The organism is Terrisporobacter glycolicus ATCC 14880 = DSM 1288 (assembly GCF_036812735.1).
In the GTDB taxonomy this organism is placed as follows: Bacteria; Bacillota; Clostridia; order Peptostreptococcales; family Peptostreptococcaceae; genus Terrisporobacter; species Terrisporobacter glycolicus.
Map to the genome: position 1 here is coordinate 2320031 of NZ_CP117523.1, position 19333 is coordinate 2339363.

Annotated in this window: 17 protein-coding genes and 1 riboswitch; of the genes, 5 read left to right on the forward strand and 12 right to left on the reverse strand. The window is 27.3% G+C overall.

Annotated features, from left to right (window positions below; translation table 11 throughout):
- Positions 1 to 37: 37 nt before the first annotated feature.
- The 4 genes from TEGL_RS11460 to TEGL_RS11475 all read right to left on the reverse strand — a co-directional run bounded on the left by TEGL_RS11460 (position 38) and on the right by TEGL_RS11475 (position 3089).
- Positions 38 to 1465 carry a spore germination protein gene (locus tag TEGL_RS11460; RefSeq protein ID WP_018590601.1) on the reverse strand — a complete coding sequence of 476 codons (1428 nt, stop codon included), beginning with the start codon at positions 1463 to 1465 and terminating at the stop codon, positions 38 to 40.
- A gap of 169 nt (positions 1466 to 1634) precedes the next feature.
- Positions 1635 to 1760: a hypothetical protein gene (locus tag TEGL_RS11465; protein WP_278244889.1), complete on the reverse strand. Its 126-nt coding sequence runs from the start codon at positions 1758 to 1760 to the stop codon at positions 1635 to 1637.
- 421 nt (positions 1761 to 2181) lie between these two features.
- Positions 2182 to 2394 carry a heavy-metal-associated domain-containing protein gene (locus TEGL_RS11470; RefSeq protein WP_018590600.1) on the reverse strand — a complete coding sequence of 71 codons (213 nt, stop codon included), beginning with the start codon at positions 2392 to 2394 and terminating at the stop codon, positions 2182 to 2184.
- A gap of 68 nt (positions 2395 to 2462) precedes the next feature.
- Positions 2463 to 3089: a DUF3786 domain-containing protein gene (locus tag TEGL_RS11475; protein ID WP_018590598.1), complete on the reverse strand. Its 627-nt coding sequence runs from the start codon at positions 3087 to 3089 to the stop codon at positions 2463 to 2465.
- Between the two features lie 284 nt (positions 3090 to 3373).
- Here TEGL_RS11475 and TEGL_RS11480 point away from each other — a divergent pair, with 284 nt between their 5' ends.
- Positions 3374 to 3505 carry a hypothetical protein gene (locus TEGL_RS11480; protein ID WP_278244888.1) on the forward strand — a complete coding sequence of 44 codons (132 nt, stop codon included), beginning with the start codon at positions 3374 to 3376 and terminating at the stop codon, positions 3503 to 3505.
- 95 nt (positions 3506 to 3600) lie between these two features.
- Here the strand turns inward: TEGL_RS11480 and TEGL_RS11485 are convergent, their stop codons facing one another.
- Positions 3601 to 4905 carry a D-alanyl-D-alanine carboxypeptidase family protein gene (locus TEGL_RS11485; protein ID WP_018590597.1) on the reverse strand — a complete coding sequence of 435 codons (1305 nt, stop codon included), beginning with the start codon at positions 4903 to 4905 and terminating at the stop codon, positions 3601 to 3603.
- A 236-nt stretch (positions 4906 to 5141) separates the two neighbouring features.
- Here TEGL_RS11485 and TEGL_RS11490 point away from each other — a divergent pair, with 236 nt between their 5' ends.
- Positions 5142 to 6164 carry a C39 family peptidase gene (locus TEGL_RS11490; protein ID WP_018590596.1) on the forward strand — a complete coding sequence of 341 codons (1023 nt, stop codon included), beginning with the start codon at positions 5142 to 5144 and terminating at the stop codon, positions 6162 to 6164.
- Between the two features lie 78 nt (positions 6165 to 6242).
- Here the strand turns inward: TEGL_RS11490 and TEGL_RS11495 are convergent, their stop codons facing one another.
- From TEGL_RS11495 to TEGL_RS11510, 4 genes are all read right to left on the reverse strand, one after another.
- Positions 6243 to 7691 (reverse strand): DEAD/DEAH box helicase, encoded by a 1449-nt coding sequence (locus tag TEGL_RS11495; RefSeq protein WP_018590595.1) that lies wholly within the window; start codon positions 7689 to 7691, stop codon positions 6243 to 6245.
- Between the two features lie 133 nt (positions 7692 to 7824).
- The gene (locus tag TEGL_RS11500) at positions 7825 to 8499 is read right to left on the reverse strand and encodes a PHP domain-containing protein (protein ID WP_018590594.1); all 675 of its coding nucleotides are present in this window, start codon (positions 8497 to 8499) and stop codon (positions 7825 to 7827) included.
- A gap of 56 nt (positions 8500 to 8555) precedes the next feature.
- Positions 8556 to 10244, reverse strand: a complete 1689-nt coding sequence (locus TEGL_RS11505; protein WP_018590593.1) for a tetratricopeptide repeat protein — start codon at positions 10242 to 10244, stop codon at positions 8556 to 8558.
- A gap of 212 nt (positions 10245 to 10456) precedes the next feature.
- On the reverse strand, positions 10457 to 11020 hold the full coding sequence (locus tag TEGL_RS11510; protein WP_018590592.1) for a hypothetical protein: 564 nt from the start codon (positions 11018 to 11020) through the stop codon (positions 10457 to 10459).
- A gap of 295 nt (positions 11021 to 11315) precedes the next feature.
- Positions 11316 to 11415: riboswitch (purine riboswitch) on the forward strand.
- A gap of 72 nt (positions 11416 to 11487) precedes the next feature.
- Between TEGL_RS11510 and add the strand changes: the two genes are divergently transcribed.
- Together add and TEGL_RS11520 are read left to right on the forward strand one after the other, a co-directional pair.
- Positions 11488 to 12477: an adenosine deaminase gene (gene add / locus TEGL_RS11515; protein ID WP_018590591.1), complete on the forward strand. Its 990-nt coding sequence runs from the start codon at positions 11488 to 11490 to the stop codon at positions 12475 to 12477.
- A 313-nt stretch (positions 12478 to 12790) separates the two neighbouring features.
- Positions 12791 to 13933: an aldo/keto reductase gene (locus TEGL_RS11520; protein WP_018590590.1), complete on the forward strand. Its 1143-nt coding sequence runs from the start codon at positions 12791 to 12793 to the stop codon at positions 13931 to 13933.
- Between the two features lie 93 nt (positions 13934 to 14026).
- On the opposite strand, the gene TEGL_RS11525 is transcribed toward TEGL_RS11520, so the two are convergent.
- Positions 14027 to 15763 carry a S41 family peptidase gene (locus TEGL_RS11525; RefSeq protein WP_018590589.1) on the reverse strand — a complete coding sequence of 579 codons (1737 nt, stop codon included), beginning with the start codon at positions 15761 to 15763 and terminating at the stop codon, positions 14027 to 14029.
- A 281-nt stretch (positions 15764 to 16044) separates the two neighbouring features.
- Here TEGL_RS11525 and TEGL_RS11530 point away from each other — a divergent pair, with 281 nt between their 5' ends.
- Positions 16045 to 16671 (forward strand): hypothetical protein, encoded by a 627-nt coding sequence (locus tag TEGL_RS11530; protein ID WP_018590588.1) that lies wholly within the window; start codon positions 16045 to 16047, stop codon positions 16669 to 16671.
- A gap of 62 nt (positions 16672 to 16733) precedes the next feature.
- Here TEGL_RS11530 and TEGL_RS11535 read toward each other — a convergent pair whose 3' ends face one another.
- Both TEGL_RS11535 and TEGL_RS11540 read right to left on the reverse strand, forming a co-directional pair.
- On the reverse strand, positions 16734 to 17384 hold the full coding sequence (locus TEGL_RS11535; RefSeq protein ID WP_018590587.1) for a hypothetical protein: 651 nt from the start codon (positions 17382 to 17384) through the stop codon (positions 16734 to 16736).
- 225 nt (positions 17385 to 17609) lie between these two features.
- The gene (locus TEGL_RS11540) at positions 17610 to 19316 is read right to left on the reverse strand and encodes a M20/M25/M40 family metallo-hydrolase (protein WP_081617875.1); all 1707 of its coding nucleotides are present in this window, start codon (positions 19314 to 19316) and stop codon (positions 17610 to 17612) included.
- Between the last annotated feature and the right edge of the window lie 17 nt (positions 19317 to 19333).

Below are 19333 nucleotides of genomic sequence, written 5' to 3' on the forward strand. Positions count from 1 at the left end.
ATAGTAAATATTTTTAATTATTATTCTAATAATTTCTTCACTTCTTTTCATTAGATTTTATTGGTGTTCTAAATAATAAATGTTTTAATGCATTACCATCAAATGGATATAATGGGTAAATATATGATTGTCCCATTATAGTCTTATTTGTAGCAAGTAGTATTAATGTAATTATCAATCCTATTATAAATCCCCATACTTTAAATAACGAGGTTAAAACTAATAAAAGCATCCTACACAGTTTTATTGCAAATCCCAACTCAATACTTGTTTGAGCAAATCCTCCTAAGGATACAATAGCTGTATATAGGATGGTATCAGGAACAAACCATTCTGTTTTGATAGCAAAATCCCCAAGTATTAGTGCTCCAACAACAGATAGTGACATTCCTAAAGCACCTGGTGTATTTAATGAAGCAAGTTTTAAAGCATCTACCGCTAACTCTAGTAATAAAAACTGTATTATTAATGGTACTGCATAGCCTTTTTCTGGTTCAATAAATTTTATCCATACTGGTAGTCTATCAATATATTCTATTAACAATAAATACACTGGAGTCAAAATCAACGTGATTAATAATGTTAAATTTCTAATAAATCTCAAATAATTTCCCGTTATTATAGGTTGATAATAATCATCTGCTTCTTGCATAAAATCAAAAATACTTACTGGAACTACTATAATATTTGGCGAAGTATCTATTAATATAAGTATTTTACCTTCTAATACATGAGCTGATGCTACATCTGGTCTTTGTGTAGTTTTTATTTTAGGAAATGGGTTATACCATTTTGATTTTGTTAGTGTTTCAACTAAACTTTGATCTCCCATTACTAATGCTCTTACATCAATACTTTCTATTTTTTTCTTTATTAATTCAATATTGTCTGTTTTCGCAAGTCCTTCTATGTAACCTATGCAAACATCTGTTTTAGATTTGTTACCTACATTCATCATTTCAAAAACTAAATTTTCATCTCTTACTCTTCTTCTTATAAGTGCTGTATTCATTACTAAAGTCTCAACAAACCCGTCTTTTGAACCTTTTAGACTTTGCTCTTTTTGTGGTTCTTCAGGTCCTCTAGCTGGATAAGTACGTACATCTAACATAATTGCTTCGTCTAATCCATCTATAATTATAGCCATTGGTCCAGATAGTACACCAGATACTATTTTATCAATATCGTTTTCTTTGTCTGCTTCAATGTGAGCTATATAGGAACTCATAAAATCTGTAACGTTATTTACTTTATTCATTTCTTCTTTTGTTATGGAAATGAATTTATTTAATATTCTCTCTGCAACTTCGTCTTTCATAAATCCATCAACAAAGAATAGGTAGGCTTTTCTACCTCCAATGTTTATTTCTCTTGAAACTAAATCAAAACTTTTTTTGACTTTAAGTTTGGATAAGATATTAGTATAGTTTTGGTTTACATTTTTAGTTAGTTTAATATTAATCACCTCAATCCTTAATATATTTATTTTCTACTATTTATTAAAATATATGATTGAAATTTTATTAGTTGCAAAATATGCTATAATACACCATTTTTGGGGTTTAAATATGAAAAATGAAAAAGCACCTATCTGACTAAAGATAGCGTGCTTTATTTTTATTTTAATTCTATTTTTAAATCCTGCATATATTACTCACACCCATATTTTGTAATATATCTACTTTATAGTCTTTTATAGTCCCTTTAATAACATGATAACTTACCTCGTTGTTACAATGTTGGTAAAAGGCCTTGTTCATAAGTTTCGCCTCATTTATATTTTATCAATAATGTTTTTCATTTTTGTTAAAGCTCATATCTATCTCAAAGTTTACTGCTATATTCCAGGGTAAATTATATTTAACTTCTCTATGATCTCTAAACTTAATTTTTAAGTTTTTAAGAAACGTATAACGTCGTTGGTGACAGTATGGGAGCGATTTTTGATATCGTGTACCCCTGCTAATATTACTGATTTGAATGCTAAATATATCAAATGTGTTTATTTCTGTTTTTATAAACAATTTCTATATTCATAATATTGATATTTCAGCTTTAGAATATGGTCTTTGTACTAAACATAACTGTGGATTATTTGAAGAGTGGTTAATGGTAAGATAAAAAAAAGGGTCGCCTTTCCCATGATTAATTAAGTCATAGAATAGGCAACTTTATTTACTTTTATTTAACATCAATTAGTTTAAATCCTAAATCTTCTACAATATTTTTTATATCATTAATATGTACATCTTGATTCATATTAACAAGTGCATATCCTTCCTCTATGCTTATATCTAAAACTTCTACACCATCAATATCTTCTGTAAGTGCTTCTTTTAGATTTTGTTTACAATGTTTACATTTCATACCTTCAATTAAAAGCTTTTTGCTCATTTTTTATTCCTCCTACATATTTATTTTGTACCTTAATTATATTTTTTAAATATGTAGAAATTATGAATTTATAGTTGTACCTCATCATATCTTTGCAAAATACGCCTTAACATAAGTTCTCCAACTAAAACGGCATCTTCTATTGTAAGATAATTGTCTGAGCTTTTATCCACTAACATTTTCCCAACCGCTTCAAATTCCTCATCTGCAAACCACACATTTAAAGTTACTGGATAGTATGGAAAAAGATAAAACACAACGCATAAGTCAAATTTAGACTTTACAACTTCTCCACCTAATGATTTACACACCTTTATAACTTCTTCTGGTTTCTTATTAGCTAAAAAACGACTTAGTTCTATCTCCACAGTTTTGTCAAATCTAACTCCCCTTATTAGTCCATCTTTCAATTCACCAAAATGAACTGCCTTAAAAGATAGAGGTGTTCCATCTCCTATATCTAGATAATGTAGTAAAATTAAAGCATGCCAATCTTCTAACTTTTCCTTAGTCTCATATGATGGATAAGTCAATTCAATAATCTTGTCTAAACTCTTTATTTTAAAAGTTGATGTTTCTTCACAAAATTCTACCCCCGTATTTTTAGCAATATCTACAGGTGATTTGTTCTCTAAACGTTTTCTGGCTGCTATATACATCTCATTAAAAGCTCTATTTGTTTTTTTATCTTCCATATAACTCTCCCCCTTGTATCTTAACTTTAAGTAATTCTCTCACCATAAAGTTCTGTAAGTTTTATAATATTTTTCTATTTCATTCTTATATATCGTCTCAAATGTTTTAATATATTGCTTTTTTACCATATTAATCAGCAAATAAGATGTCTTTTATCCAATTAATAAGTTCTTACCACAATCATAGCATATTAGTAACATATCACCACTTTTAAATTGTTAGCTTAAGTCTCTTATTATTATAAATCGAAAAAAAATCATCATCACACCACCATAATCAGAATATGATGCATAAAAACAAAAATAAGGCAAAAGCTTGGAGAGACAAAATTTCAAAAGAAATTTACTCTGATATTAACAACCATCCTAAATCTAGTTTGGACATTGATTGGTACAATGTTTATATGGAAATCTAATACTAATCCAAAAGTTCATATCAAAAATAAAATGCTCCTCCTTAGTTTAAAAATTATAAATTGTTAACTAAGGAGGAGCTATTTCTATGATAATATTATTTTTTTCTCTTATTGTTTCTTTTTTTTCTTCTCATTCTTTTTCTTCTTAAGTTTATTAATCTAATAATATATGCTACTATTGCAAGTACTACTAAAGTTTTTACTATAAATATAATAAATGATGATGCGTAAATTTTAAGTAAATCTAGTTTACTTAAATTCACCTTTCCATTTACTTCTGATGAGTAATTAGGTAGAGTAAAATTAAATTTCACATCTTTATTTGCCAACTTCCAGGCACTTTTATTTTCATTATTGTATTCTATTTTTGCATTTTCATCATTAATTTGATTCTTATAATACATAATATCTTCTGTTGCTATAATTGGAGCTGTTATATTCTTTTTAGGTCCAATAATACCGTACTTTCTGTATTGAAGTTCAATTGTTCCAACTTCTTCTCCAGCCTTTTTAAATACTTGTTTTTCAGCTGCAATACCATAGTCTACAATAGTTTTTGTGTCATTAAATACATTTGTGCCATCTATTCCATAATCAGAATTAAGAGCTACAGTAACTAGATTTCTGCCCTCTCTTTGGAAGAAACCAACAAAGCAATGACCAGCTTGAGATTCATTACCTGTTTTTCCACCTACATTACCATATTGACCAAGGATTTTGTTTCTTAATTTAATTGGTACAGCTTCTCCTTCTATATTAATTGTTATATTTGGACTTTGATCTGATATTGTTTCTCTAATCCATTGGTTTTTGTAAGCTTCTTTTGCTATTACTGCTATATCGTAGGCTGTTGACATATTAATCTCTTTATTGTCTGGATCTACTGCATTAGCTTCTAAGCCACACGGATTTACTACTTTTGTATCTTCTAAGCCAAGGTCTTTTGCTTTATCATTCATCATTTTCACAAAATCTTTGTAATTTCCTGCTACAGAATCTGCCATTAAATATGCAGCATCATTGGCTGAATAAACCATAACAGCTTTCATAAGATCATCGCTTGAAATTTTGTCACCCACATTTATTCTTTTCAAGTTATTAAGTGCTGTTTGAGTAGTTTTTAGTGATTCTTGTGTAAATTGTATAACTTCTCCCTTAGAAGTATTTTCTGCAAAAACTAATGATGTTAGTAGTTTTATTGTACTTGCCACAGGCCTTTGAATATTTGCATCTTTCGATGCAATAACTTCTCCTGTGTCCATATCCATAACTATTGCCGATTGTGCAATTATACTCGGTATATCACCTGTATTATTTAATCCATTTGCTACACTGCTTAAAGATGTACATATTACTAATAAAATAGTTAATATAAATGTATTAAAAGATTTATTTCTCATTTAAAACCTCTTTTCACTTTTGTATTAATAGTTATCACTATAAAATTTCATAAAATAAGAATAATTTTATTCTTATAATTTAAAGCAATGCAATAATTATATCATAATTTTTACATAATTTGTCAAGACACCCCCCATGGATTTAAAAAATATTTAGTTTTTTGCCTTAAATTTACATAAATTTACCCCTATGTTATAATGTGCAAGTAATATAATTATGGGGGAGAAAATTTATAATGTTAAAAAACAATTTACAGAAAATAATTCTAATACCTACAATAATATCCATAGTACTAATAAGTAGTGTTTTTCATAAAAACCTTACTTTTGCTGCTACCTTAAAAGTAGTAAATACAAATACTTTAAATGTAAGAAGCGGGGCTGGAACTAAATACAAAGTTCTAGGAAAGCTTACTAAAAACACTAAAATAAGTGTTATTTCAGAGAGCAAAGGATGGAGTAAATTTACTTATAATAAGAAAACTGCTTATGTAAGTAGTAAATATTTGATTAATTCAATTACTACAAAATATGTAAATGCTAAAAGTTTGAATGTAAGAAGTGGAGCTGGAACTAAGTATAAAGTTTTAGGAAAACTTAAGAGAAATACTAAAATAAATGTTAATTCAACAAGTAAAGGTTGGAGTAAGTTCACTTATAATGGAAAAGCTGCTTATGTTAACAGTGAATATTTAAGTAATACTAAAAGTGTAATATTAAATGTGCCATATATAAGCCAATATCCTGATTTACCTCTTGGATGTGAGGCAACTTCTCTTGCTCAGTTGCTACAGTTTAAAGGCGTGAATGTTTCAAAAACTACTATAGCCAAAAAAATGAAAAAGTCACCAAATAAAAATCCTTCACTTGGATTCGTAGGAAGTCCTTATAAAAATCAACCTGGTATTTTCCAAGCAATATATCCAGAAGCTTTAGTAAGTACTGCCAAAAAGTATAGATCCAATAGTGAAGATATAACAGGTGCATCTGTAAAAACCTTAGAAAAAGAGCTTAGAAATGGAAACCCATCAGTTATTTGGATGTCTCTTAATTTAGCTACTCCTCAAATGGGCTACTGGTACCCAAATACTAAAGACCAAATATGGGTAAATAAAAATCTTCATGTCATGACAGTTACTGGTGTTGATGATGATAATTTTTACATAACAGATCCTGCAAAAGGTAAATACAGTGTAAGTAAGATTAAATTCGAATCAATTTACAATAAAGTTGGAAAAAAAGCTTTAGTTATTAGATAGTTAAAAGAGCATAAAAAAGTCTCAGGTTAAAATAGCCTGAGACTTTTTTAGTAAATATTTAAAATCCAGTTACTTTACTTACATTTCCACCTTAGTAACTTTACGAGGTCTTCCCTTGATGTTTTTAGTTTGTAGTGTTTTAAGTACCATCTCACCTTTGTTGTTTAAAACTTCCACAAAAGTAGATACATCTTGTATATTTATAACCCCTATATCTGATGCAGTCATTCCTTCTATACTACAAAGTGTACCAACTATATCAACTGGTCTCATCTTTGTCTTTTTACCCGCATTTATGTGAAGTCTCATTATCTCACAACTCATACTTGCACCTTTACTCATTTTAACTTCAGGCTTTTCACTTAATTTTCTTTCAAATTCAGCTTTTAATTTTTTCACAGATTTTCTACTTGGCGTTTCTTGTCTTACAACTAGTTCTCTTCCTGTATATGAATTAATTTCAGATACACGTCTGTCATCAGCTTTTGTTACAAAGGTAATTGCTCTACCCTCTTTACCTGCACGGCCTGTTCTTCCTATTCTATGAACATAGTTTTCTCTAAGAACTGGTATGTCAAAGTTTATTACATGAGTTATATTTTCTATATCTATACCCCTAGCTGCCACATCTGTAGCTATTAAATATCTGAAATATCCTTTTTTGAAATTAGACATTACTTTTATTCTATCGTCTTGTTCCATACCTCCATGTATTTTGTCACATGGATATTTTAAATCTGTTAACTCATTATAAATCATTTCTACTTTTCTTTGAGTGTTGGCAAAAATCACACAGCTATCTGGATTTTCAACTATTGTAACATCTTTTAATAAATTTAGTTTTGCATTTTCTTCTACTTTATAAGCTACTTGAACTATTCTATCAACAGTTAAAGTTTTAGCTGCTATTTCTATTTTAGTAGGATTTTTCAGATATCTTTTTGATAAATCATCTATATCTTCTGGCAATGTGGCAGAAAATAACATGGTAACACGCTCCACTGGTAGAGCTTCTATTATCTCTTCTATTTGTTCAATAAATCCTAAACTAAGCATTTCATCAGCTTCGTCTATTACAAGATATTTAATATTATCCGTAACAAAACTTCCTTCTTTTATATGGTCAATTGTTCTTCCTGGAGTTCCAACTACTATATGAGTCTTTTGCTTAAGTTCTTTTTCTTGAACAGCAAATGAAGACTTTCCATAAAGGGCACAGGCTTTTATTCTTTTAAATCTTCCTATATTAAATATATCGTCTTTTACTTGTATTGCTAGTTCCCTCGTTGGTGCTAGAACTAGTGCTTGGGGTTTATTTTCATCCCAATCAACTAACTCACATAGGGGTATTCCAAAAGTTGCTGTCTTTCCACTTCCTGTTTGTGATTTTACAAGTATATCTTTGTTTTGTAGGGCTACTGGTATAACTTGTTCTTGAACTTTTGTTGGATTTTTGAAATTTAACATTTCTAGTGATTTTAATATTTCCTTGCTTAATTTATAATCTTTAAAGTTTGTTTTTGTCATTTTGTCATCTCTTTCTTCTCGTCATAGTAATCTTATCTATTATATCACACTAAGGCAATACTCAGTTTTTGTAATAAGTAGCTATTTTATATTAACAGATGATCTAGGCAAGTTATTAGTTTTATTTAAAGTTTTAATTCATTTCAATAATTTTAAATTCTTTATTTCTTAATATGTTAAGTAGTTGTTCATCTGATGTAATTTTTTTATTTGTATAAATACCTGTTCTACATAAGTCTTCTTCTTGATGTACATCACTACCGCCTGTAGCTATAAGATTTGGATTTTCTTCATAAATAGCCTTTGTCAAATCATTATTATTGTTGTGTCTTGGATTTTGGTTATATATTTCAATGCCATGCAAATAGTTTATATCCTCTAATTTACTTCCTTTCTTTCTATGAGGATGGGCTTGAATAATAATTGCCTTATCCTTGAATTTATTATAAAAATCCTTTAGTCCCATTTCTATCATCCACTCATTTTCTAGGTAATCTTCTTTTTCCAATCCAAATACTAAAAAATCATTTGTATCCTTATTAAAACTAATTTCCATTCCTAGACCTATGTAAAAATCTTTATCTTTGCAATATTCTATACCTCTATCATAGCTATAGAAAAATTCCTTCGTTTTTTCTTTCCAATCTTCTCTTTTACACTTTCTAAAGTAGTCTTTTCTTAAGTGATCTGTAAGAACTAATCCTGAGTAACCTTTCTCTATGTATTTGTCTATTATTTCTTCTATACTTAGACGCCCGCAAGGACTGATTTCTTTTGTATGTATGTGTATATCGTATTTAAACTTCATCTGTCTCCCCTTATTTTGTAAATGATTTAAATATAGAATATCATCTTTTTATATAATTATAATTTAGCAAAGTCATAGATATTGATCCCTTTACGTTTTAAGTCCCTAATTATTTTTTCAGCTTCACTCATTCTATTCCACTCTATTAAAATTCTTATTTTGTAAATATAAACATTTAGTTCATACTTAGTCTTTTTCAAAACTTCATTGCATATATCATATGCTTCAACAAAACGTTCTAAATTATATAATGATTCTATTTTATAGTTATATATTAAGATATAATTATCATCCTTTAACATTTCGTCACATATTGTTATTGTTTTTTCATATTCCTTCATACTATACAATAATTCTATAATAATTAATAGATATTGTGAATTATGTAAATTTTGACTTAACAAACTTTCTATTTTTTCTAGACACATATTTTTATTACCTAATTCAAAATATATTGAGCTTAATTGCAAAGTAACACTTTCTTCTTCTAGCAAACTTCCCATTCTATATCCAAATATTTTTTTCAATTTGATTTTCTTATTATGATCTAGGTCTTTAATCAACTCTATCCATTTTTTAGCATAATCAAGTGATTTTGATAATTCTTTCGTTTGAGTATATAATTTAGTCATTAATGCATAATATATTGCTTCATTTTCATTATCTATATTTATTTCTCTTAAAATTGATAATGCCTTTTCATATTCTTGTATTTCTATGTATATAGATGCTTTTTGTAAGCTCAAATAATAATCCTTTTTGTTTTTAATAGATTTTTTTATAAATGACTCATTAATTATTTTCACTCTTTCATCGTTTTTTGCTATATAACCTATGTTTGATAAATATTCTATTAAATCTTTTGCTTCTAACATTTTATCTCGCATAATATAAGAGCTACATAATCCTTCTATTGCTAAAATATTTCTAGGTTCTACTTTTATAACTTCTTCCAAAAACTCACTTGCTAATTTATAGTTATTATTATGCATACAAGAATCACCTTGAAGCATTTTTACATCAGTTAAATAACTATATTGCTTTTTCAAATTAGAAATTATAATTTTGCATTTGATTCTATTATGATTTTTGGAATAAAATATGTATTTAATAACATCAAGTTGAGGATGTTGAATATTTAAACATTTTATTTTTTTCAATAGTGTTTTTGCTTCTTTCAATTCATCATTTTTAACACTATAATCGAGTTCGTAAAATAAATTTAAAAATGTATTATAATCTAACTCTTCTTTAATTTCAAACAATTCATATAAAGGATATTCTTTTTTATTTATATCACGTATTAATTTATTTATAAATGTTGTTGGAAATCTCTTATATAATTCACCTTGCTTTTCTATTAATTCAAACTTTTCATTAATAAGCTTTAATATATTTTGACTTACATAATATTCTTTCATAAGAAGAATGATTAATAAATCTCTTACTTCATCTTTTGTTTCTATAGAGTTGCATACATCCTCTTGCAATATCTTACGCCATATTTTCAAATTATTTCTAAGTATAAAAGATTCATATATTATTTTTATTCTTTCTAACCAATTACGTACTTTAATATTACTTATGTTATCAAAATATGAAAATAAGCACTTCTTATATTCTTCTCTCAAGTATTCAAACTCTTCTGGATTACTTATCTGATTTATTCTCTTTAATTCAATAGTGTAGTACTTTTTTAAGGAAGTTTTTGTTTTTTTATCCCCTGTATTAGATGTGTTAAACATTATTATAATCTCCTATGCATTTAAAAATATAATAATGAAAATTTCCCCTTATTATATTTTTATCTAATTTTTATATTTATTTCGATTATAAGGACTTGACATAAGATGCTCCATTCTGCTACCCAGGCATAATTGTGGCTCAGTTGTTAAAAAACAAAAGCCAGTCTTATGACTAGCTTCAATCTACTTAGGTATTCTTATATGAATACAAATTAATAAAATTTTAATGATTCAAATGATTTTAAAACTTTATCTTTTGATTTATTTGCATAGCATGAATAAAATACTAATGTTCTGTCTTCTGACTCAGTTATATAATATATTTGATAGTCATTTTCTATAACTTTCACTTGCTTCTCTCCTATAACTTTATCATATACTTTATTTTCAATTTTACATTCAAGTTCTGTTTTGTATATATCATTTGTATATCCTTCTAAACTTTTCTTTGTTTTAACTGCTCTTATATTTAAACCTTCTGATATAAGAGTCTTTTCATTAACTTTAACTGCTTCATTACTTGAAGGCGCTGCCATCGAAAATATGCAACATTCATCTAAGTTATCTAAATTAGTATTCCCATCATTATCAATATTAGCTTCGTCTATGTCTTCTTGTGCAGTCCAATCTTTTGGTGTCTCCATTGAAAATCCAAATTTTTCATTAGTATATTTAATATTATCCATTTTACCATACCAAGAATCCGTAGATTTTTTACAGCCAACCATAGATATTATAAAAACTAAAAAAACCAAAAATAATATTTTGTTTTTCACCATAATCCCCCTGTGTTTTAAGTTTCTATTTTATATTCTTATTATAGTCTAAATTTACTGAAAATTACATAATTTAACAAGCAATAAATTGAAATAATGTACGATTTCTATATTCATTTTGCTTTTAACTTATTTCTTGCAAGAATATTTTTCCAAATTATAAGCAAAAGTACCATATCAAACATAACGAAAGAAACCTTATCTGAAGAGTTAAAAAAGTTGACTAAACTACTTTAAACATAGTTCTTTTGTAAGTGTTAAAAAATATATTGACATAGTTTTTGAAAAATAATATACTTAGTAGAAATATATATTTCGTATAACCTCAATAATATGGATTGAGGGTCTCTACCAGAAACCAATAATTTCTGATTACGAAGAATGCTTACTTTAATTTAGTAAGTATTCTTTGTAATCAGAAATTTTTTTTATACAAAAATTTATAAATAATAAGGAGATGATACAATATGCTAAAAAAATTACCCAAAATAGAATTACATTGCCACTTAGATGGAAGTGTTAGACCACAAACAATAATAGATATTGCAAAAGAAGAAAATATAGAAATCCCATCACATGAATTATCAGAAATAGAGAACATGGTAAAAGTACCTTTTAATTGTGATTCTCTTGTAGAATATTTAAAAAGATTTGATTTACCAAATAGAGTTATGCAAAGTAAAGAAAGTTTAAAAAGAATAACTTTTGAATTGTTAGAAGATGCCAGTAGTGAGAATTTAAAATACATGGAAATAAGATTCGCACCATTACTTCACACGTTAAATGGACTTAGTGTAAGTGAAGTAATAGAAAGTATATTAGACGGAATCAAAAAAGCCGAAGAAAAATACCCTATAAAGGCCAATCTTATATTGGGTTGTATGAGAACTATGACTTTAGATGATGCAATATATGTGGTAGAAGAAGGAAAGAAATTTTTAAATAAAGGCGTTGTAGCTGTAGACTTATGCGGTGCTGAAAATGAAGGATTTGCAATAGAGTTTAAAGAAGCCATTGATTTGGCAAGGTCATTTGGATATAGAGTTACAATACATGCAGGAGAAGCTGCAAGTGGAGTAAATGTATTAGAAGCAGTTGAAATATTAAAAGCTGAAAGAATTGGTCATGGTATAGGTATAAGAGATGTAAAAGAAGCATATGAAATAGTCAAAAATAAAAATATAGTTTTAGAAATGTGTCCAACTAGTAATGTGCAGACTAAGGCAGTAAATTCTTATGAAGATCATCCTTTTTATAAGTTTTATAAAGATGGATTAAAAGTTACTCTAAATACTGATAATAGAACAGTTTCTAATATTAATTTAACTAAAGAGTTTAATACTGTGGACAGTGTTTTTGAAATGAGTGAAGAAGATTATAAAGCTCTATACTTAGTTAGTGTAGATTCAACTTTTGCTGATGATAATACTAAACAGTGGTTAAGAGAATTTATATAAGGCATGTAGACTTAGGTTTAATAAGTCTAGTAAAAAATGGATGCAATAAGGAAAACTTACTTGCATCCATTTTCTTGCTTCTTTCTATGTAAAACTATAAAACTTCTATCATACATCTCTCACCCTAGGTTTCAAAAAATCATATATCTTCTAATTTACTTCTTTAAATATATTAAAAAATTTATAAATATATATTTACAATAGGTTTTATATTATAATTTTCCAGAGGGAGGTAATAAAGTTGCATAAAAATCATGCAAACTAAATTTTATCTAAAATAAATATAACTTAAGGTTAAAAGGGGAAAATCTAAATGAGATATGTTGAGTATGGAAAAACAGGAAAAAATGTTTCAGTAGTAGGATTTGGCGGATTAAGATTTGATTTAAGCAAAAGTAATGAAGAAAATGCAAAATTAGTAACTTATGCCTATGACAAAGGTATAAACTACTTTGACACAGCTCCTGGTTACTGTGATGGCAGAAGTGAAGAAATTTTAGGTGTAGCCTTTAGACAACTAAAAAAAGAAGGAAAAACTGATTTTTATGTTTCTACAAAAGGTAGACCAACTGTTTGTGATACTGTAGAAAAAACAGTAGCTTCTGTAAAAAAATCACTTAAAACTTTAGGAGTAGATAAAATAGATTTCTATCATGTGTGGTGCATTAGAAAAATGGAACATTACAACCTTGCCATGAAGCCAGGTGGACAATATGAAGGTTTATTAAAATGTAAAGAAGAAGGTCTAATCGATCATATAGTATTCTCTTCTCATCAACCAGGTGATGAAGTTTTACAAGTACTAGATGACAACAAGTTCGAAGGTGTTACTATGGGAATAAACTTATTGAACTTTCCTTACAGATGGAAAGGTGTAGAATATTCATACAATAAAAACTATGGTGTTGTAGCAATGAACCCTTTAAATGGTGGCGCTATCCCTCAACATAAAGATGCACTGTCTTTCTTAGCAAAAGAAGATGAAACAGCTATAGACGCTGCTTTAAGATTTAATATAGGTAGCCCTCAGATAACTGTTTCTCTAATAGGATTTGGTAGTTTTTCTGATATAGATCATGCTTGTAACATAGCTGATGAAAATGAAGTTTATAGTGATGAAGATATAGAAAACATAAAAAATAAATTAGGTGAGCATATGAATGCTACTTGTAGTGGATGTGGATATTGTAAAGTCTGTCCTCAAGACATAAACACTCCAGCATATATGCTTTTATATAACGAAAAACAAATGTTCAAAAAAAGTGATGAGCAAATGATAGACGAAATTTATGGTCTTGAATGTTGGAATTACACTATGAACAGTCAAGGTAAGGCTGCTGATTGTATAGAGTGTGGTCAGTGTGAAAGCGAATGTACACAACATCTTCCTATAATTGATAGATTAAAGGAAATAGCTAATTGGGAAGAAAAGGGCGTAAATAATATAACTGTATAGCTTCCTTATTTAATAAAATAATAAGTTTATAAAATACATAAATAAAAGTAGAAGAGTATATTCTATTTAACATACTCTTCTACTTTTTATGATTTAATTATTTATAACTTCTATTGCTTTTTCAATAAGTTCATCTCTGTTTTCTTTTATACCTTGAACCGTAGGCTCTATATAAACATCTGGCTTAATGCCTACTATTTGAGTTTGTGATTTATCTGGATTAAATACTCCAATACCTGTAATAGAAGTAATTACATTTCCAGGTAGACTAAACTCCGCTACATTTCCATCTGCACCAATAGAGTCACTACCTATTACTACAGCATTAGGTGCTTTTCTTAAAGACATAACTGTAAACTCTCCATTACTTTGAGTTCGTTCATTCATTAATATAGTAACTTTACCTTTGTAATAATTCTCATTATCTTTACCCACTTTTAAGTCTTCATCTAGTAATACAAATTCACCTGGCACTGATTGATTAACCATGGATATTTTTGAGAAAGATACTTCCTTAGGCATAAGATATTCACCTAAAGTATATGTTATAATGTCAGATGGATATTCTCTAAGGTCTATAATAATACCTTTTGTATCCATAAACTTTTTCATTATTTCATCAATTTCACCTGACTTTAATTGTCCTGGGTTTATATAACCTATATTTCCTTCTAACAGTTTATGTGAATCTGACTTCACTTCAAACATATCCATATCTTTGTAACATTTAACATTTTTTGTAAGCACTTCATTATCTCTTTTAATAGTTATTTGCATATTATCATCTTTAGTTCTAAATAAAAGATATTTTAAACTATTTACTATTGCGCTTTTCTTAGTAAGAGATCTATATTTAGATTTTTCTTTTACTACTTCAAATATATCTTTATTATTAATTTTTAAGACAATATCACCTTCTTGAAGATTACATTCATCTTTATATTTAGGTAATACTTTTTTTATAACAATTTGATTTTCTATTAATGCAAATTCAAAGGGTGCAAATTTATCTCCAATATATTTGTCTAAAATTCCATTATAGTCCTTAACACCTGCATGAGAATCATGTATTTTGGTAGTAAGTTCTGATATTGCTAATTTGTATTCTAATTCATCTTTCGTTTCTATAAATTTAGGTATAAACTCTGTTAAAACACCGTCCCAGTCTTCTCCTATTATATCTTTGTAGGGATAATAATACTCTATTACATTCCAGTATCTAAATAAACCAAGTAGCTTGTAACCAGTGTCATCATAATTCATATTAGGATACTTCTCTTCATTTTTAAACTCTGAAAAACCATTAAGCATAGAAAAATTAACATAAGCTTTATTTCGTTTAGATATATTAGTATTTGATATTTTAATCAATAAATCACTTAATTCTTTATTAATATATTTTTCGTCTTTTATCCAGTCTATATCTCTTTTTAACACAACTTCTTCATTATTATCTTCTTTAGGATTTTCTTCTACTTCACCAAATTTGTATATCCAGTCATATAGTATTTTGTCTGTTTCATTTGAGCTTTTCGCTTCTAATACCTTAGGCATTATTCTAAATAATTCATAATCCCAATTCACATTTCCAGAAATCACTTCTGGATGATAGTATTTTACTAGACCCCAAACTTTACATAATTTTTTTATATTTTTACTTTGGTTTTTATTTAATTGTTCTAATTTTATATTGCTCCCTGTAGCAAACTCTTTGTCAAAGTCTCTTTTGCTAACAAAAAATGAACAGATGACTGTTGTTATAATTAAAATACCTATTGAAACTAATATAGCTTTTTTAAGCCATGGATATTTATTTTTTTCTTTATTCATTTTTCCCCCTAATAAATCTATAGTCTATATTTACTCTTTAAGTTATTATCTAATTCTTTCTCATTAATATTATATATATTATTGATTTATTTTTCATCAAACAATATAGAAATAATCTTAATTTTACAGGAATAAATAATAATATGAACATTTTTCTATATCTTGTAAGGATTTTATATTATATACATATAAAATTTATTTTGAAAATAGTTATAAATATGTTACTATGGGAATTGTATTAATATACATTTTTATAAAAAGAAATTTTCAGGAGGAAACTTATGAACTATATTACAAAGGACGAACTAGACAATAAAGAATTAGCATCTACATTCTCTATTAAAAATGATGAATTAATATTTGATGAAAAGTCACCATACAAAACTGATTTTGAAGTAGGTGATATAGTAACATTAAAAAATAATTCTAAACAAATGGGAGTTGTTTCCTTTATAGAAGAAGACGAATTAAATATAAACTGGGATGATGATAGAGAATCTGTAGAAGCTTCTTCTAATTTAATAATTGTACCTCCTACTTTTGGAATACAATTATTTAAAAACAATGATTTACTTAATTTATGGGAAAATTTATCAAATGGTAAAAATGACAGCTTTGATTTAAAATGCCTTTATATAAATGATAAAGTAGTAAATGAAGTTACTTTTATTAGAGCATACAAAAACACTGACACTTTAGTAGACAAAAGATTTAAAAGAACATTTTCACTATATAGAAAATTTGGTAATACTCAAATATTTAGGACTAATCTATATACTATTAGTAATAAAAATATAGAATTTAATTCTTCTAGATTTGTGTATTATTTATTACAAGATAATATTGTTTATTACTTAGGAATAGACTTAAACCGTGATGATTTAAATGCTTATTTATTTAAAAAGTAATATATACAAAATAAAAGCTATAAGTTATAGATAAAATATATCTATAATTTATAGCTTTTTATTTACTCTTTATAATCTATTATTGTTTTACTAGTATCAAGATCTTGATTTAAGCATCTTTGGCTATTTATTCTTTCTGAAATAAGCATTTCATTTAAAATACCTTTTAATTCATAAATTGTACTTTCTAATTCTTGTTTTTTAGTTTTACCTTTTGCTGGTTGCTTGCTATCTTGTAATTCACATTTATGATCTATTATTGTTTTGCTAGTATCCAGGTCTTTGTTTAAACATCTTTGACTGTTTGTTCTTTCTGATACTAACATAGTATCTACTAGCTTTCTTGTTTCTTGTATTAAACTATCCACTTCTTCTTCTGTAAATTCTTCATTAGTATCTTTATGTTCTATTATTGTTTTACTAGTATCTAAATTTTGATTTAAACATCTTTGACTGTTTATTCTTTCTGACACTAACATCATGTTGTACATACCTTTTATTTCTGTTGCCAACTTATGTATTTCTAAACCTATTGAGTTTAAATCTTTTTGTGAAAATTCTTCACTAGTATCCTTATGATCTATTATTGTTTTGCTAGTATCTAAATTTTGATTTAGACATCTTTGACTGTTTGTTCTTTCTGATACTAACATCATACTTAATAAATCAGATAATTCATTTTTTAAATGGCCTAATGCATTATTTAATTTCATTATTAATCACCTCATTATTATTTTATACATTTACATATTATTTTCCCATGAAAATTTTTCAATTTCTACCGGTATTTTTTACCATTTTATTATATAAAATAACTTTTATACAATAAATTTATACCCACTTATTTTCCCATGAAAATTTAAACTTTAAATTATTAAAAGACATACACATTTTTGTGTATGTCTTTCTTTTATTAATCTGCAAATATGAAGATTTTATTATTTAACTTTTATATATTTTATTGTGCTATAAGAGCTATAGACTTTCTTTCCTTCTACTTTTCTATATGCTCTTACCTTAAAATAGTATCCTTTTTTACTAGTTAATTTTGTCTTAGTCATTTTAGTACTTGGTGTATCTTTTATTAAAGTGTATTTTCCATTTTTTGAAGTTGCCATATAAACTTCATATCCGTCACTTCTCTTACTTACTTTTGAAGAGTAATTTAAGTTAACTTTTTTAGCAGTTGTTGATGATAATTTTAATATTGGTTGTAATGGTTTACTTGTAACTTTTACTTTTTCACATTTTAATCCTTCATAAATTTTATTACCAACTTTTTTATATGCACTAACTTTATACAAATAACTAGTTGCAGATACTATTTTTGTATCTTTGTAAGTAGTGGTAGTATTTTTAGATATTGTTTTTAATAAATCATATTTTTTAGTAGATGTATTGTATTTGTAAATTTTGTATCCATCTGCATTATTTATCTTCTTCCAAGATAATTTTAAAGAATTAGTTAAAACATTAGAAGTTTTTAGACTTTCAACAGTTTGTGGTAATATACTAAAAGTAGCTTTAGCTAATCCCATGTAATCGTTGCACCCTTTTACAGTAACTGCAGCAGTTCCTATTTCTTTGTTATTTGAATAGCTTACTGTATAATCTTTACCTTCTTCTAAAACTTTCTTGCCATCTTTTACAATCACTTCTGGTCTTTGATATTTATTATTATAAATTTGATTTTTCACCTTTATTGTTGTGTTTGCTATATTAGAACTTACAATTGCCATAGTTTCATTTAATTTTGCTAGTGCTTCATCTATTGTTTGTTGGTCTTTTAATAAAACATATTCTGTTTTATTAACTACTTTAGCTTCTTTTAATGCTTGTTGAAATTTTTTATATGACGACTCAGAAAAATCACTTTTATCCAAATCATTAGCTATTTCTATAGCTTCTTTTAATGCTTCTTTAGATGGAGTTCTAAGTCCATCTGGATTTAATTGATATACAACAGCTTCTAGTAATTTACAATAAGCACTTATAGTCTCTTTTCCACGACTTCCCCATGTAGTCTCTATAAACTCAAGATTATCTCTTTCAGGGTTATGCATAACTTCGCCTATTTCCGTTTCATAAGCCCCTGAAGAACCTTCTTCTGGATGTTTTGGGTCATCTGGTACTTCCCAATTTACTGCCTCAAAGTATAAGTAAGGCATTAGTTTTCTAAAGTTTGCATGGTCACTCCAATTTCCTGTAGAAGGAGTTGGATAATCTAAGTTTAATTTAGTATTATTAAATCTCATACCTGTTTGTAGAGCATCCGATAATTTCAGTGTTTGATACGCAGGCCATGCATTATCAACGTTATCTGTTTCTTTGTTGTAGTTACCACTATATACATAGCGGTATGTACCAGCTAGCATGCTATCCATATTTACCATATAAACAGTGTTTGCTATTTCTTCTTTAGTCATAGAATTTGCATATGCAGATGAGCCTTTAAGTCCAACTTCCTCAGCCCCGAAAAACACGAATTTAACAGTATAAGGTGTTTTTTTATTAGCAAGTCTTTTTGCTGTTTCTAGGTTTACAACAGTTCCAGAACCATTATCATCTACACCATTAGTTCCTACACTATCATAATGTGAACCAATTATAACCTCTTTAGATGAATCTCCTTTTTTAGTTGCTATAACATTTTGAGAATTAT